The sequence below is a fragment of the Alloacidobacterium dinghuense genome, assembly GCF_014274465.1.
Taxonomy (GTDB): Bacteria; Acidobacteriota; Terriglobia; order Terriglobales; family Acidobacteriaceae; genus Alloacidobacterium; species Alloacidobacterium dinghuense.
The window spans coordinates 4,600,630-4,616,197 of the sequence record NZ_CP060394.1 but is presented as its reverse complement, the minus strand read 5'-3'; the positions used below and the strand labels follow the sequence as shown (position 1 = coordinate 4,616,197).

Genomic DNA, 15,568 nt, shown 5'->3' with positions numbered 1-15,568 from the left:
GCTCAACGTCAGTTCGGTTTGCTAGCGATCGAGTGGATCTCGGCAATGTATCCGCCGGGAAATTGCACTATGGCTGCTTCGCGCTGGTCGGCAGTGTAGGGAGGAACCAGTACCTGGACTCCTGCCGCCTTGGCCTTGGCAAGGGTAGCCGCGAGATCCGAAACCTCGTAGCCCGTCATCTCGTGCCCGTATGGATACGGAAGATGGCCATCGGTTACGAGAACCGTCAGCTTGCCGAAGTTGGATTGGATACGGACTCGCCGATAAGTGTCACTCGGCCGTCCGATCTCAACACCGGGAGCGTGCGCATCATCAGCGATAACATTCCCATGACTGAAGGCAAGAAAGCTGTCTACGAAGGCAGCCGCGCGATCGGCAGACACATAGACCCGGTTTTCCGGAATGGTTTGAAGAGCTTTATAGGACGGCGCGGTCGTGTGCCAATAGAGTTGCGTGTTCACGCCGCCCGGCCACTGGATAATGGCATCTCGTCCGATTGGGTCAGGGAATGGAGTCACGAGAACGTCGGCACCTGTCGTGCGGGCGGCCTGAACCGCCGCATCGAAATCGGTCACGAGGTAACCCGTTCGCTCTGCGCCAAACGGATACGGAACCGGCGTCTTGAACCCGAAAACCGACAGGGTTCCTACGGGAGTCAGCACCAGCTGGGACATGGTGCTGCTCGGAGTCGGCGTCACGGTGAAGACACCCTGTTTGGATGTGGTCCCGCCGAAGGTTGCTACAAGGCTGGCGACGAAGCGGTCGAAGTCCTCGGGCGCGACGTAGACGTGGGTCGTATCGTATTGCGCCCCCACGGCCACGTTGGGCGTTGGCGTAGCGGCGTTGGCGACTCCCAGCGACGGGAATAGACCCCAGCCTCCCGCACTCAAAAGAACTGCAATAGCGATTACGCCAAGCGGCCGAATGGTACGCATTCAATATCTCCTTTTGCCATCAACGGGGTTAGAATCCGTGCGACGCCTCGGCAGCAACTTATTCCTCAGTCGCGTGAGGCTGAACTGATACTACAGATTGCACATTCGCTCGCTGATCCCAGTGCTTACCCACAAGACAAACGGATGCAGCATGTGTCACGCTGACATGTTTCGTAAGAATCCAACTGCCTAGCTGTTCTCCGAGCACCATTCCCAGAAGGCCGAGCAGAGCGACGATTGGCGGGGCCGGACTCTTTACGCGAATCACTCCGTACAAAATGCCGACAAACAAACCTACCGCAAATGAAATGAGCAGTACTTTCATCAGTCGCTCTCCCTTCCAGTTTTCAAGCCATTCTTTCGTCCGGTTGTGTTTTAGAACGCGAAACAGTCACAGCCGAGAGTCCAAAGCCCGGATTTTCCGAATAAACGGACGTGCCCCTTTGGGCCCTCCTCCGCGTGACTCAGCCCTGAGTGCTGGCAAAAGGCGGAATGAGAGGCTCCAGCGAGTGATTTTGAAGCCTTGGCATAGCCGCCATAGTGCGCGACGGGCGACCAGTCAGGACTGACAGGAAGCTCGGGAGGAGCAAGGCTTGCGTGCTCTTCAGTGGCATACACAACCCTGCCACCGACGATGGTCAGCACCGATTCGAGATCTTTAATTTCTTCCTCCGGGATCGAGAAATAATCGGCAGAGAGAACGGCCAGATCAGCGAGCTGCCCTGGTGCGAGTGCTCCTTTCTTACCGTCTTCCGTGGAGAACCAACTGCTTCCCATGGTGTAAAGCTTCAGCGCTGCCGATCGGTCGAAGCGATTTTCTTCCGGATAAAGGTTCAAACCACCAATTGTCTTACCGGTGATAAGCCAGTAGAGGGAGAGGAATGGGTTGTAACTGGAGACGCGGGTTGCATCGGTCCCTGCTCCCACGGGAACACCCATCTCCAACATCCGCCGTATCGGTGGTGTGCGCTTCGCCTGCTGCGCGCCGTAACGTTCGACGAAATACTCGCCCTGGAATGCCATGCGGTTCTGCACTGCAATGCCACCGCCCAGCGCTTTCACACGCTCGATATTGCGATCGGTGATTGTCTCGCAGTGATCGAAGAACCAGTGCAGGCCGTCAAACGGAATCTCTCGATTCACTTCTTCATAAACGTTCAATGCCCGCTCGATCGTCTCGTTGTATGTCGCATGTAAGCGAAATGGCCAGCGGTTCTCGACCAGGTGACGGATCACTGCCTTCAGTTCACTCTCCATGAAAGGCGCCATATCAGGACGCGGCTGCAGGAAGTCTTCGAAGTCTGCGGCAGAGAAAGCAAGCATTTCTCCCGCGCCGTTGACGCGGTAGAAGTCATCGCCCTCGCCAGGCTTTGTCATCTTCGTCCAATTTTGAAAGTCCTGGAGTTCCTGCTTTGGTTTCTGAGTGAATAGGTTGTAGGCCAGGCGAATCGAGAGCTCACCCTTTTTATGGAGTTCGTTCACGACCCCGTAATCGTCAGGGTAATTCTGAAACCCTCCACCCGCATCAATGGCGCTGGTGATGCCAAAGCGGTTTAGCTCGCGAAAGAACAACCGCGAAGAGTTGAGTCGATCTTCGCGCGATAGCTTTGGCCCCTTGGCCAGCGTTGAATAGAGTATGTTCGCATTCGGCATTGCCAGCAGAAGACCCGTGGGATTGCCGTGCCGGTCCCGCTGAACTTCGCCGGCAGGAAAGTCCGGCGCATCTTTCCCATAGCCAACTGCACGCAAAGCTGCCCCATTCAACAAAGCACGATCGTACAGGTGCAGAACGAAAACAGGAGTGTCCGGCGCTGCCTCGTTGATTTCATCGAGCGTCGGCATGCGGCGTTCAGCGAATTGAAACTCCGTCCACCCGCCAACGACGCGCACCCACTGCGGTGCGGGAGTTCGCGCCGCTTGCTCCTTGAGCATTCGCAGCGCATCGGAGAGCGAAGGTACGCCGTCCCAGCGCAGCTCCATGTTGTAATTCAGTCCGCCGCGGATCGGATGCATGTGGGAATCGTTGAGGCCAGGAATGATGGTTCGGCCCTTTGCATCAATCACTTTGGTCGCAGGGCCGCGCAGCCGTAAGATATCTTGCTCGGTGCCCGTGGCGACGATCTTTCCGTCCGTAATCGCGAGAGCTTCAACAAAGGAAGGAGTGGAATTCGTCGCGATCTTTGCATTGTGCAGGATAGTGTCCGTTGCCATAAGATTTTCCTCACAGGACTGTGTTGTCAGGGGGCAAGAAAGACTCTTGCCCTCTGAGTGTGCCTACTTGTGTGCGCCAGCGAGCGCCGCAGGAATTACATATTCAGGAAATTTGGTTGGGGGAGCGCCGTGCACCATCGTGTACGCGTACTCGACTCCGATCCCGTAGGCTCCATAGTGGGTCTTCACAATGTCCATCACGGCGTCGTAAGTTTCCTTGTGCGCCCAGTCGCGCTGCCACTCCAGCATGGTTGAGAGTGACGTCACGGGTTTCGCTCCCGCCTGGACTACTCGCTTCATAGCGTTGTCATGAGCGAGTTGACTCACGTCACCGCAACAATCCTCCAGCACGTAGACTTCGTAGCCGTCGTGGATCGCCTGTATCGTCGGAAGCGCCACGCAAGTCTCCGTCCACAGTCCGGCCAACACGATCTTCTTGCGTCCGCTTTTTTCGATCGCGTCGACAAAGTTTTTGTCGTCCCACGAGTTCATGGAAGACCGCTCGATGGGTTCTTGGCCCGGAAATACGGCTCGCAGCTGCGGCCACATGTTGCCACTAAAGCTCTTCGTTTCTACTGTGCTGAGTACCACAGGCACATCAAACACTCTGGAAGCTTTCGCAATTGCGACGGTGTTGTTGATGATTCCCTGACGATCGAAATTGCTCGTTCCGAAAATCATTTGTCCCTGATGGTCAATCAACGCCACAACGCAATTGTCCGGCGTCAAAAGCCCCTTTTCGCTCAGTTTTGGACGACCGTTGTTCTGAACCATGACTTTCTCTCCTCTTAGAGGTGAATGGATGATGTAAGACGTCTCCGCCTTCAACACATCCGAAAGGTGGTTACGCCGCTGCTAAACGTGGTGTCGTGTTGAGGAATTTCGCTTTCTTCGATGTAAGATCGAAATCACTTTGTACTACGAAGGGGATACCAGGAACCAAATGGATACCTGGTCACCAAAATTGAAATGAGCGCTAAACGTATTGTCAGCATGTGTCCGATCGAGGAATTGCTTGTCCTGATCGGGGGCCGCTGGAAGCCAGTCATTCTCTGGTGGCTTATGAGCACCGAAAAGCCGTTCCGGTTCAAAATCCTCCGGCAAAGCATGCCTCGAATCTCGCAGAAGGTATTGACGCAGCAGCTGCGAGAACTTGAGCGGGACGGACTTGTCAAAAGAGAGATGTTTCCCGAAATGCCTGTGCGTGTTGAATACTCGCTGACCGCGTTCGGACGAAAGCTCCGGCCTGTTCTTGAGGAGCTCGATTCCTGGGCTCGAGAGTATCTGCTTTAGGCAAGAACGAAGGCGAGCAGATTCCCCAGGGGAGGTCGCTGCATCGGGAAATTCAGCCCCATGAGTGTTGGTATGCATGCAGCGTTGAGGATCGAGTGAACGTAACGATGGCTGCATGTTGGGATGCCGCCGATTTGGCGAGTTGTTCGCGGTTTGTAACTGCTCGCTGCGATGGTTCGCTTTGCGTGCTGTTATCGCAGACTCAAGCACAGGGGTAGTTTGGAGGGACCACCATGTATAGGCGACCTTCCCCACGAGGAGAAGTTGAACAAGATTAATGATCCCAATTACGCCAAGGAGAACAAACATCTCGTTTCCCCTTTTCTGGAGGCTTGCAGGTTCCACCGACGTCGCGCGCGTAATTTTTAGTTGGTGCACATACTACTTGTTTTCTATACGGCCTGACATCACCAACTAAGAGGTTTTTTACCTACCACTGTAGAGGAGCCAGGAGATACCATTACTGTGTGGTGAGGGCTGTTCGCCTCGTATTCACACCAGAGTGGTAGCGCGTTCGCGTCCGAAGTTCCACTCGCTCGACTGAATGGGAGCGTCTTATTTTGATAGCCGCAAATTCACTTGTCTGCAAATTCACTTGTCTGTTAGTTCGCTACTCGGACAAGTGGCCCCGATAGTGCGTCAAAAAGCGGCTTTTGGAAACTTGTCATCCGTCCAACAGCTTCGGAGCAAGTTATAGAAACTGGGATGAGGCGGTCGCTCCGAGAAGAGAGCCTAAGCGGATGAAAAGGATACGCAGGACCTTATCGCGGAAGTACCATGGGGTTGCTCTCAGGTTGATAACGATAGGCATCGACCTTGGGGATGCCCGGAGCCATTACTGCACGCTCAACGAAGATGGTGAAGTCGACCGGGGCAGATGCTCCGAGAACAATGATTCCTGCTACAGCAATAAAGAGAAAGCCCCGGGGGAAACCCGGTATATGCTGGGTCGCCGGAGAGCCATTGCGTCCAAATCGCGACCGCTACCCCGATCAATCCGGCCACCGTGACCAATCAGAAAGCTGCGGTTCGGCCGTGATCAGCGACGTTATGGCGAGTTGATTTAATGGAGCACCGGGCGGGAATTGAACCCGCGAATACGGGTTTTGCAGATCGTCGACATCTTTTATTTTCAATTACGTAAATAAACTGCAACATCCTCAAAAGTACTGAAAGGACCGAGAGGAATTCTCTCGATGGTGTGAAAATGGTGTTGTCATCGATCACAAAAGACATAGTCTCTCTCCCATACCAACAAAGTGTTCAGACCTACGACCATCGCTGATGAACGCGCAAACGCCACCAACTTCATAGCTCGGCACGGTAAATGGCCCATTTACCTAGCAACCTTCATCAGTGGGCCAACCCATGAGAACAGGAAGTTACCGACTGAGGGAAATTGCGTGGCCACAAGGCTGACGATCGGTAATCCGGTGAGGCTCAACATACGCATCCAGAAGTCTCCACCTAGTTCGCCGGATTTGGTATCCGTCATTCGGCTCAAGACTGGATCTCGATGCATCTGCGCATAAACAACGGCGAAGCAAGTAGTAATCAGAATAAGAATTGCAAACATCGCCGCCCGGAGAAACGCCCTCGGCTCGAATGGATATGAATTCAACGCCAGTACTTCGAAAACGAAGATCCCGGCTGTTGCGGCAGCAAGGCTTCGGATGCGCAGAAGTATTGTGACGATGTAGTTCATATACAGCATGTTCACGAAGTATTCACTAATTTCTCTCACGCTCCGCGGCGCGTCCTTCTGCGCCTGCTTGATGGCATCCGCATCCAACTCGCGCACAATCTCCGGATGGGTGGGATAGTGGCGCATAAGGCCATCCATCAGACTGCCGGCGGCATCGGCGAACTTGCCCTGGGCGCGACTATACGCTGCAAGCAGCCGCATCTCCTTCCTCCGCTGAATCTCGTTCCGATCGCTGCCGTGCTCTCTCCCCTTCCCCAACAATTCTTCATACTTGCGCCACACCAATCCGCCCTGTTTCTTTACCGCCTCTGCGCTCTTGTACATCTCCTCTGAGAGTTCCATGTCTCCGTTTGCTTTTGTTTGCTGCTCATTCTCTGGAAATGTCACTCCCTGCATCAGCGCGCGAAAGCTGTAAAGGAGCTTGTACTCCGGCTTGTCTGCCGTGACGACTTCGCCGCTGGGTGGCACCGGCCCGGCCACAGTCTCCTGGGCTTCTGCACGACTCCTCAGGAGCAGACACAGCGCCTCTGACTGCCGCGAAAAGAAAGAATGTGCCATGCTGACCGCTGCGATGCCCACCTTCCAGATCGCATTCCAGGTAATTCCGCCGACCGTACACATCTTCGTGCGGAAAGGCTGCTGATTCAGCCCGCGCAGCAGATGTCTGGCTTCCTTCCACACCACCAGGATCCGCACGACGGATTCTGCCAGCAGCCCGAAGGAGACAACTAGCGCCAGAGTAACCAGCCAGTTGTAGCCTCGCCCCTCCACGCTCCACACCAACGGCTTAGGCCCGATAAACAAGTAAGTAAAGACTCCGAGCAGGATCGCCGGAATCCAGAGTCTCCGGTCCAAGTGTCCCGGAGCCATGGCGGACTCGAGACCCTTTTGCTCCTCCGCGCTGATGTCAATGGGAACTCCGCCGTGGATTTTCCGGGCAGGCAGAAGCGGACGGCGGGAGTCCGTCAGCACGCACGCCGCAATGTTGTACCAGAGCCACCAAATGACCGACAAAGCCAGGAGAAACAGCGGCATCACCGGGCTGATCTGGGAAAAAACATCGATGTAACGCCGCAGTTCGACCGATTGTCCCTTGACGGCAATACCAACACATGTCAGAACGCAAGCAACAAACGAGATCACCGGAAGATACCGAATGCTTCCCGAGAACCTGTGCACCATAACGCCGCTCAGTCCACTACCGGCGATGAGCGCCGCGAAAACGTAAAGCCGGAATTCTCCATTTGGCCACGCCCCGGTCATGAATGCCGGACGATACACCAGCATGAGCACGGCCATCCATGCACAGGCTAGAAACACAATCAGCGACTTCCGCCCAACACGGGTGAAATCGTTCTCCATTGTATCGGCAGGAGCAAGCAGGATTTCCGCCTCGATCGTGCTGACGATGGAAGCGCGGCAGAGGCAAAATATGAAAAGCCCGATGCCGCTGAGCACCGCGATCGCCAGTACCTTCCACGAACTCGGCAGACTCATTTCACGCCGAAACTCGCTACCGGAACCGGTTGCGGTGAGCTTCTGCTGAGGCAGCCAACTCTCTGTTGTCTGGAGAATGGCGACATGCAAGAACCCGTCCCGGCCTAGAGCATCCAAATAGAGCGCGGGAGTGGCGTAATCGTTTTTGCCAACTTGCGTAAATCCCATCAGGCCAAGTTCTGATGGTAGCTTCTCACTGGAAGGACCATTGAGACACCAAGACGTGCTTGGGCTTAGGATGCACCACAACAGAGCGGCGGTGGCATTGTATAACCCCGCGGAACCATCGTCAGGAAACACAATCCCGTTCGGCGAATTTACGTCTGTTTTGGACTCGGCTGGCTGCAACGAATAGGTGGTTAGCGCTAGGACACCCAGCATCGCCGGATCGGGCGATTCGTGACGGAGTAGCAGATCAGAACCCATCGTCACGAGGTGCGCATATGGATAATTCTTTTTGAAATACCGCACCAGAAAGAGAGTGTCCAGAGGGTCGGACGCCAGCAACACGATTACCCCTACCCTTCGCCTGTGCAATTGGTCGACGAGGCCTGTCAAGACTGCATCCTGCGAGACTGGCAGCTGCGGCGAGAACTCGGGCACAGAGTCGGCGCTGCCGTGCTTTTCCTCAAGATTGGGCCGGAGCGTGGTCCGCAATGGGGGCCGATCGTCATCTGCACTGTTACCACCGGGAAACTGCTGTTCGTATGCGCTACGGACATGGAATATGCCTCTTGGAAAATACAACCTCACATGTCTGGCGTTTTCGCCCGATGAATCGGGACAAAGTTCTCTGTCGTCGTCGTTCTGTTGTCTGCCGAAGGCCGTTTCCGTTTCGCTGATCACCGCGATGTTTGAAGGCTGAAGATTCCAGTTCTGGCATGCGAAGCTAACAAATGCACGCAATTTCACTCTGCTGTTTTCCTCAAAGATTGCAAAGTTCGCTTGCCCGTCTTTCCCGAACGTCTGGCCGATCGAAGCGCGAAAGCTTTCCACCGAGTCAGGGTCCGATACCGTTCCGCTGGCAATCGCGATTCGGGAAAAGCTGTGGCCCTCAGACTTGAGCAGAGCAGCCAGTGAATACAGCGAGCCAGAAAAGCTTGGCCCTGCGATCGTAAGAGGCTGCGCGCCCTCCGTCTTCGGAGCGAGTCGCTTCGCCAACCCGATCGCGGTGACGAACTGCCCCCGATTGATCCCAGCTGTCGGGCTTTCGCCCACCACGAACACCACCAGGGTCTCAATAGACTCAGACGATGGCTTCTCGTTGGCGAAATAGTGCCTGCGGAAGACCAGTACGCCGGGCGCCTGCTGCTCCCCGCGCACATACTCGCGTTCATCAAGACGCGTGCCGAAGTTGCTCGACTCCGGATGGTCGTGCTCGTCCCAAGGCAGCAGAGCACGATCGAAATCGAAACCGCCATCCTGAATCGCCTGTTCGAGCGCATCCACATAGCGGTCGAAAACGAGCGAGAGGTGCGTTTTTGCCGGATCAGGCACCAGTGCAATCATGAAGGCAGTCCGGCTTTCGGCCCTCTCTGCTTCAGAGTTTGGATCGGCCTGCTGATCCTCATTAAGTACCGAAGTATTCCGCTTCGCGTCGGCGATGAAAGCCGTCAGCCGACGGATCTCATCAGCGTAGCCATCTCTCTTGTTGTTGGACTGTTCCCCGGCTGGGGCTGCCGTTTCCGCGCTATGCGCTGACATTCCTGCAGTTACGGCCGTGTCCGTCGAGGCATTCGGCTGAGAGCTCTGCGAGCCTCGAATCCCTCCGCCCGCAAAGACGGCCAGCAACACCGCCGCCGCCACCATTCCACCGCCAGAACGATCCATAACCCCCTCCATCTAGCTGGAACGGGAAGCAGGATTTGGATACTCCGCGCCTTCCCGGCCAGCACCAATTTTCTCGTCATCTGAGAATGCGGAATTCGGAGGTGTGGAGGGACATGTCGGCAACCAGGATTCCGTGATACCGCTAGGCTAGTCATCCGATTGTCAAAGCCTCACGGTTTCTTGGTCCTAGATGGTCGCGAAATGGTGAGAAAATTGTCCCATCTGGGGAATTCCTCGTAAGATTCTCAGCTACGGCGTGAGTGAGTGATATGAGCGCGAGCGAGGGAGATGTTACGGCTCTTTTGAAAGCTATGACGCGTGGAGATGTCACGGCGAACGAGAAGTTATTGCCTCTCGTCTACAAGGAACTGCATCGTCTGGCGAAATCCTACATGCGCCGCGAACGACGTGATCATACCCTTCAGCCAACCGCCCTTATCAACGAAGCGTACTTGCGGCTCGCTCATGATTCCACCGACTGGCAGAGCCGGGCTCATTTCATCGGGATCGCTGCGAATGTTATGCGCCAAGTGTTAATCGATCATGCCCGGGCGCACAAGGCCCGCGTCCGTGGAGGTGATCTTCAAAGGGTGGAGTTCGACGAGGGTTTTATCGTATCGGGAAATACGTCCCCGGATCTCCTCGCGCTAGATGAAGCACTGCTCAGGCTCGAAAAAGAAAATCCACGACAGGCGAAAGTTGTAGAACTGCGCTATTTCGCGGGGCTCTCAGTCGAAGAGACGGCGCGGGTTCTGGGCATAGCTCCGCGCTCGGTCAAGCGCGACTGGGCTGTCGCGCGGACAAGGCTGTATGGGGAGATCAGCCGTCGCGGACGTAACGCCTGAATGGCGCCGAGAATGCTGAACTGCTATTTCGACTTTGCGTGGCCTTCGGCGGGTTACCAAAGACCACGTCCCACAATCGAGCTACTGCACGGTTATTTGTCCAGTGGCTGCTGAGCAGCCCGGAACGGAAACCGTGTATGTATAGTTACCCTTCGCCGCGCTTGTCAGCGTGCACGTCGCATAAGGGTTGGCATCCGAAAAGGCGGAGACTCCCTCTGCGCAGGTCAGTGGGCTCGGCGTGGCGCTGCCGAGATCAAAGCTATAGTTTGAAACGGACGCATTCCACTGAATAGGATCGATACTACCAGCCGTGTATTGAATCGGCGTAACGCTGGCAGCACCCCCATTACAGCTGATCTGCGGATTGATCGGTTGATATATGGTTATTTTCCCATTAGTAGTTCCCGGGCACTTCGTATCATTGACAGTAACGGGGTAATTATAGGATTGATCGACAGTCCAGCCTGTCAGCGTACATATTGCGTGTGGCTGCTGCGATGAAAAAGAAGGAGGTTGCTTTTCCCTGCAGCCCAGAGGCGGTTGAAGGGTGAAGCTGTAAGTTGGATTGCCAGAGGGTGGATTCGCGAGCGAAGAACTCCACTCGATCGCGTCGCCGCTATTAGCCTTATACGCAATGTCCGAGACTTTAGGCTTGTTATCGGAACCACAAAAAATGCTTCCATTCGGAGGAGGTTGAAGCGCCGCCGTGTTTACATTGGCTGGCAAAGATTTGACATCTTTGTGTTCCGTGCTAACTTCGGCAATTTTGTCGTATCTGAAGTCGCGGAAGTCATCCCATGCGAACTCCAGGTTATGGAGGACTTCGTCCCATACGAACCCCACAGTTTGCTGATACATCGTCGAGTGCGGACCAGGGACGCTTCCTGGGCCTTTTCCTGGATCTTTACAAGGGCGGCCATGATTTTGACATGTATAGTAGTAGTCCAGAGGGACCGTAGTAACTCTACATGTCCTAATCGTGTAAGTGGCGGCTGTGCTTGGATCAGGGGTAAGTTCGCAGGGAACACCTTTCTGATCCTTGCTGTAAAAAGTTACTTGTCCGTATACAGGGTTTTTCGGATCATCCGGCTCTTCGGGGTCTTCCACAAGCCAGCGAACGACATCTCGAGGTAGCGGGTGAAGGTTGACCTCGCCGTTCGTTCTGATGATGAACGTAATTTCGTTGGGCCTATATATTCCAATCAGAATCCCGCCGATCACACCAATGACAAAAGCACAAATGACTAGGATCCAGCACCTTTTCTTGGGCTTCTGCCCCAGTTCCTGTGTCTTTGCTGCTATGTTCATCTCCATCTCCTTTGCTACAGCAGATATGCCTGAATCAGGAATGCGTCTTGTGAGCGGGGGAGGTAAGCATGGCTACATGCGATTTGTATCGTGGGTCTTTGCGCAGATCCGCCAGATCGAGGGCGAGATCAACATCGAGAGGCGCCAAGCCCTTGTCTAGGCAACGGAGGAGAATTGCCAAGGCCTCATCCTTCTTCCCAAGCAGCGCTAATGCCTGGACTTTCATGAACTGTGAGTCGACATCACTGGCACCACGAGAATCTCCATTTTCAAGTTCGTGTTCTGCATCGGCGAAGTCTCCGATCTTCGCGTGGTAAAAGGCCAGCGTCATCCAGTTATAGCCTGCCTGGGGATTGGTCTTCAGATCATCGGCCAGTAACTCGGCGGCTCTTGCATATTTGGCCCGGACCATCGATTTGTCACCAAACATTGCGTAGCAATCTCCAATGTTCCTCCAGAGAAGATTGTTCTTTGGGCTAAGCTCCACGGCCTTTTGGTATTGAGTGAGGGCTTGGCGATAGTTCCCTTTGGTGAATGCAATATTGCCGAGATTGTTGTAGGCATTCGCATTGGGATGTTTGGCCAGGCTGCGGCGGGCAGCGTCGATAGCATTTTCAAAATCACCCTCCTCGATGTACATCGTGCTTAAGTTGGCGAGCGGCAGCGCTACCGTCGGGGCACATACAGAGGCCGCTTCAAACTCGGCAGCAGCCTCTTTATACCTGGCCTGCCGGGAGAGGACCCAGCCAAGCTCATTGTGTGCCACCCAGTAATTCGGCCTGATTGTGAGCAGTTCCCGATATGCCTTTTCTTCATCCGCCCAGCGATCCAGATCGCGGAAGGTCTCAGCCTTGTAGATCATCACTTCGGGGTTGTCCGGATCGAGTTTCAATGACTTTTCGAAGTACTGGATGGCCTGCTCGGTTTTTCCTGTGTAGGAATAAACGAGTGCTTTGCTCAGCAGAGATCTAACTGATCTTGGATTACTCAGAGAAAGATCGGCGTTCCGGGCTGCCAGATCGAGGCATGGCTGTCCGCCGTCAAGCAGGAACTTACGGACATATATGATTGCGATCTGTGCATAGCCAAGAGAGAACTTCGGCACGAGCGCCAACACCTTTTCATACTTGTCAATGGCGGCATCCAGCCCTGTGTTATTCGGCTCATTGGAGAGGCGCTCAGCCTCCGTAAACTCCCTATAGGCTTCGGGAGGTAGGTTTCGTATCTCCTCTGAATCCTCAAGTGAGTCCTTGCGCTCCTGCAGGTCGAGGACCCGCGCCGCCAGCGCATATCCCTCGTCCGCGAGCCTGCTCAATTGAGATGACGAGGACTCGACATGACCCTTGCGAAGTACCTTTTGCGTAGCTGAGTTCAACAACTGAAGACTAAGAGTAACGGCGGAACTTTGGTCATGAAGCGCGGCTGCTAAGACCAGATTGGCGCCCAAAGTATTTCGCGCGTCTGTCGGTGTCGATAACTTGCTTGGCGAGTCCGGATTGTCTGCCTCCGAGACGACCAGTAGATTCTTGACATACGCTTCTGCCCGGGCAAGTCTGCCCTTGATGGACTCAATGATAGTCGAAAGGAGCGCTGTATCTTCACTTCGCGGAGTGGGCCATGCCATCAGGGCCACTGATCGGTTAGCCGGAAGGGGGTTGAAGAGAAAATCGATGCGAGGCCACTCGATCCAGACCATGCCTCCCAAAGCGATGCCCGCGCCAGCCCCAAGACGGATTGCGGTCCGACGTGAAATCTTATGGTGGCCTTCGTCAAGTTCGTCCAGCAGCTGTTGCACATTTGAGAATCGCCGCGATGGATCTGCCTCCAGGCAGCCTCGAATCAGCCTCTGCCACGCTGTGGGAAGATCATGAAAATCGGGCTTTTTTCTGTTTTGCCCTTCCGACTGGAGCGGAAACACCGGTAGGCGCCCCAGGAGCATTTCGTAAGCGACGACGCCAAATGAATAGATATCGCTTGCCGGAGATGGAAACTGCCCTTGGAAGAGCTCCGGCGCAAGATATCCCGGAGTACCGGCTATTTCAGTGACACTGATCCGGGTCGTATCAAAGTAAAGGCTGCGCGCCAGGCCGAAGTCCATCAGGCATGCATTCACAGCTTCACCGGATCCTTGGAGCATGATGTTGCCTGGCTTTATGTCTCGATGGATGATGCCCGCTTTATGCGCGGCTGCCAGTCCAGACCCGATCTGGTGCACGATGATTGTTGCTTCCTGAAGCGGGAGTACGCCCTGCCGCCTTAGCCGGGCGGCAACCGTCTCGCCAGGCAACAACTTCATCGTCAGGAAACACAACGGGCCTCGTAAATCGGTGCAGCGCTCAATGTGGTAGATGGGGCAAAGATGCGGATGGACTACCTGGCGCGCCGCGAGTACCTCGCGCTCGAAACGGGCCTGCATCGCCGGGTCTCCGGAAATCTCCGGCCGAATCACCTTGAGAGCAACATGTACATCGTGGAGGTGACGATCTTCGACCTCGTACACTTCACCCATTCCACCTCGGTCGATAAATCGAACCACATGGAACCGATTCGCAATGATGTCGCTAGGACGAAAGAAAGATTCACCTGCCCGCACGGGGTGATGTCCCAGTGCGCTGATATCCTTCGTACTATCCGACCCACTATTTAGTAGTGGTTTCTGGAGAAAACTTCCGGCTGCTTCATAATCACGAAGCAGTTGTTCGACTGCGCCTTGCAAATCACTGTCACCCCCACAGGCCTGACTGAGGTAAGCCTGTCGCTGTTCAGGCGGCTGCTCCAATGCCGCTTCAAACAGCAATGCCACGATTTCCCGACGTGATTCAGCCATCCGCAAGCCTCGTCCGAGTACTCACCGACGCAACTGTCTAGATCCCTGGTTCATCTGGCAGGCGAGAACGGCAGAAAAGGTCCAAGAGAAGTAAGTCTGCCCTTATCCTGGGCTGACCACCGGGCCGCCTGTGAATCCCCACCATGCTTACTAATGGATTGCGTAATGCTACCTACAAAGAGGCCCCAACTATTAATAAATAAACGATCGTAATTCCCTTTCGCCTTCAGTCCGATGAGATAAGATGTCGCTCTGCGGGGGCCAAATGGGATTTGAGTAGGCAACCGTCCAGCTGATCCGCGCGAGACATCTATGGGCAGTTGAATCAGAATCTTGCGGGGAAGCCGACTAAAAGATAGCGAACTGGCCCGCATTTTGCAAGGAATTGGGGAGTATATCTGTGCGCAAGGGGAGGGATTACGGCATCAGGAAGCCGCCTTCACCGAGATAGCCTGTCTTGCGCAAGAGTTTGGATCCGTCGTTGTAAGGGGGAAACAAACTTCTTACATATCTCAGATATATGTGATAGCCTGGTTTCCTTTTATATGAAGCGCGCCGCCCTGTACATGCGGGTCTCCACCCTCGATCAGCACCCCGAAACCCAGCTCTACGAGCTCCGGCAGATGGCTCAGCAGCGCGGCTTCCATATCGTCGAGGAGTACACCGACAGGATTTCCGGTGCCAAGGCCAGGAGACCGGGCCTCGATGCCCTGATGCGTGATGCCCGCCGCGGCCGCTTCGACGTCATCTTGGTCTGGGCCTCGGATCGCATCGCCCGGTCGGTGAAGCATCTCCTTGATCTGCTCGATGAGTTCAATCGGCTCAACATCGAGTTCGTCAGCTTCCGCGAGCAGATCGACACCGGCGGTCCGCTGGGCCGCGCCATTGTCGTCATCATCGGGGCCATCGCAGAGCTCGAACGCAACCTCATCCTCGAACGGGTGCGCTGTCTCAAACGGCCTCCAAAAACCCGCCCGCTAAACCCCGCCTAATCCATACCCCAAACTCCCCCTCCCGCCTGTTTCAGAAGGTGTGGGTTGTGTTACAGATCTCACGAGGTAGCGCAAGAATCATTCGTAGAAACCGTGCTTCGGTAAGCAATTTGGGATGAGTGTCA

General features: G+C 54.9%; 10 protein-coding genes. 3 read left to right on the top strand and 7 right to left on the bottom strand.

From position 1 onward, the window contains the following. Positions 1–8: 8 nt before the first annotated feature. From H7849_RS19075 to H7849_RS19060, 4 genes are all read right to left on the bottom strand, one after another. Positions 9–935 (bottom strand): glyoxalase, encoded by a 927-nt coding sequence (locus H7849_RS19075; RefSeq protein ID WP_186741603.1) that lies wholly within the window; start codon positions 933–935, stop codon positions 9–11. Positions 936–993: 58 nt separating this feature from the next. Further along, complete coding sequence (locus H7849_RS19070) at positions 994–1,260, bottom strand: DUF1427 family protein (RefSeq protein WP_186741601.1); 267 nt, start codon at positions 1,258–1,260, stop codon at positions 994–996. 50 nt (positions 1,261–1,310) lie between these two features. Continuing rightward, positions 1,311–3,146, bottom strand: a complete 1,836-nt coding sequence (locus H7849_RS19065) for an amidohydrolase (RefSeq protein ID WP_186741600.1) — start codon at positions 3,144–3,146, stop codon at positions 1,311–1,313. 63 nt (positions 3,147–3,209) lie between these two features. Next, complete coding sequence (locus H7849_RS19060; RefSeq protein ID WP_222439687.1) at positions 3,210–3,920, bottom strand: hydrolase; 711 nt, start codon at positions 3,918–3,920, stop codon at positions 3,210–3,212. 195 nt (positions 3,921–4,115) lie between these two features. On the opposite strand from H7849_RS19060, the gene H7849_RS19055 reads away from it, so the two are divergent. Further along, positions 4,116–4,439, top strand: coding sequence for a winged helix-turn-helix transcriptional regulator (locus tag H7849_RS19055; RefSeq protein ID WP_186741598.1), 324 nt, complete (start codon positions 4,116–4,118; stop codon positions 4,437–4,439). A 1,336-nt stretch (positions 4,440–5,775) separates the two neighbouring features. On the opposite strand, the gene H7849_RS19050 is transcribed toward H7849_RS19055, so the two are convergent. Beyond that, on the bottom strand, positions 5,776–9,471 hold the full coding sequence (locus H7849_RS19050) for a hypothetical protein (protein WP_186741596.1): 3,696 nt from the start codon (positions 9,469–9,471) through the stop codon (positions 5,776–5,778). 269 nt (positions 9,472–9,740) lie between these two features. On the opposite strand from H7849_RS19050, the gene H7849_RS19045 reads away from it, so the two are divergent. Continuing rightward, the gene (locus H7849_RS19045; RefSeq protein WP_186741594.1) at positions 9,741–10,316 is read left to right on the top strand and encodes an ECF-type sigma factor; all 576 of its coding nucleotides are present in this window, start codon (positions 9,741–9,743) and stop codon (positions 10,314–10,316) included. Positions 10,317–10,397: 81 nt separating this feature from the next. On the opposite strand, the gene H7849_RS19040 is transcribed toward H7849_RS19045, so the two are convergent. Together H7849_RS19040 and H7849_RS19035 are read right to left on the bottom strand one after the other, a co-directional pair. Continuing rightward, a complete protein-coding gene (locus tag H7849_RS19040) occupies positions 10,398–11,624 on the bottom strand; it encodes a hypothetical protein (protein WP_186741592.1) in 1,227 nt (408 codons plus the stop codon). 34 nt (positions 11,625–11,658) lie between these two features. Next, positions 11,659–14,451 carry a protein kinase domain-containing protein gene (locus H7849_RS19035; RefSeq protein WP_186741590.1) on the bottom strand — a complete coding sequence of 931 codons (2,793 nt, stop codon included), beginning with the start codon at positions 14,449–14,451 and terminating at the stop codon, positions 11,659–11,661. Positions 14,452–14,996: 545 nt separating this feature from the next. On the opposite strand from H7849_RS19035, the gene H7849_RS19030 reads away from it, so the two are divergent. Beyond that, positions 14,997–15,443 (top strand): recombinase family protein, encoded by a 447-nt coding sequence (locus H7849_RS19030; RefSeq protein ID WP_186741582.1) that lies wholly within the window; start codon positions 14,997–14,999, stop codon positions 15,441–15,443. Positions 15,444–15,568 lie beyond the last annotated feature (125 nt).

Bases quoted from the DNA above. Each gene is read 5' to 3' on its own strand.
- H7849_RS19075 (WP_186741603.1), bottom strand. From the start codon at position 935: ATGCGTACCATTCGGCCGCTTGGCGTAATCGCTATTGCAGTTCTTTTG.
- H7849_RS19070 (WP_186741601.1), bottom strand. From the start codon at position 1,260: ATGAAAGTACTGCTCATTTCATTTGCGGTAGGTTTGTTTGTCGGCATT.
- H7849_RS19065 (WP_186741600.1), bottom strand. From the start codon at position 3,146: ATGGCAACGGACACTATCCTGCACAATGCAAAGATCGCGACGAATTCC.
- H7849_RS19060 (WP_222439687.1), bottom strand. From the start codon at position 3,920: ATGGTTCAGAACAACGGTCGTCCAAAACTGAGCGAAAAGGGGCTTTTG.
- H7849_RS19055 (WP_186741598.1), top strand. From the start codon at position 4,116: ATGAGCGCTAAACGTATTGTCAGCATGTGTCCGATCGAGGAATTGCTT.
- H7849_RS19050 (WP_186741596.1), bottom strand. From the start codon at position 9,471: ATGGATCGTTCTGGCGGTGGAATGGTGGCGGCGGCGGTGTTGCTGGCC.
- H7849_RS19045 (WP_186741594.1), top strand. From the start codon at position 9,741: ATGAGCGCGAGCGAGGGAGATGTTACGGCTCTTTTGAAAGCTATGACG.
- H7849_RS19040 (WP_186741592.1), bottom strand. From the start codon at position 11,624: ATGAACATAGCAGCAAAGACACAGGAACTGGGGCAGAAGCCCAAGAAA.
- H7849_RS19035 (WP_186741590.1), bottom strand. From the start codon at position 14,451: ATGGCTGAATCACGTCGGGAAATCGTGGCATTGCTGTTTGAAGCGGCA.
- H7849_RS19030 (WP_186741582.1), top strand. From the start codon at position 14,997: ATGAAGCGCGCCGCCCTGTACATGCGGGTCTCCACCCTCGATCAGCAC.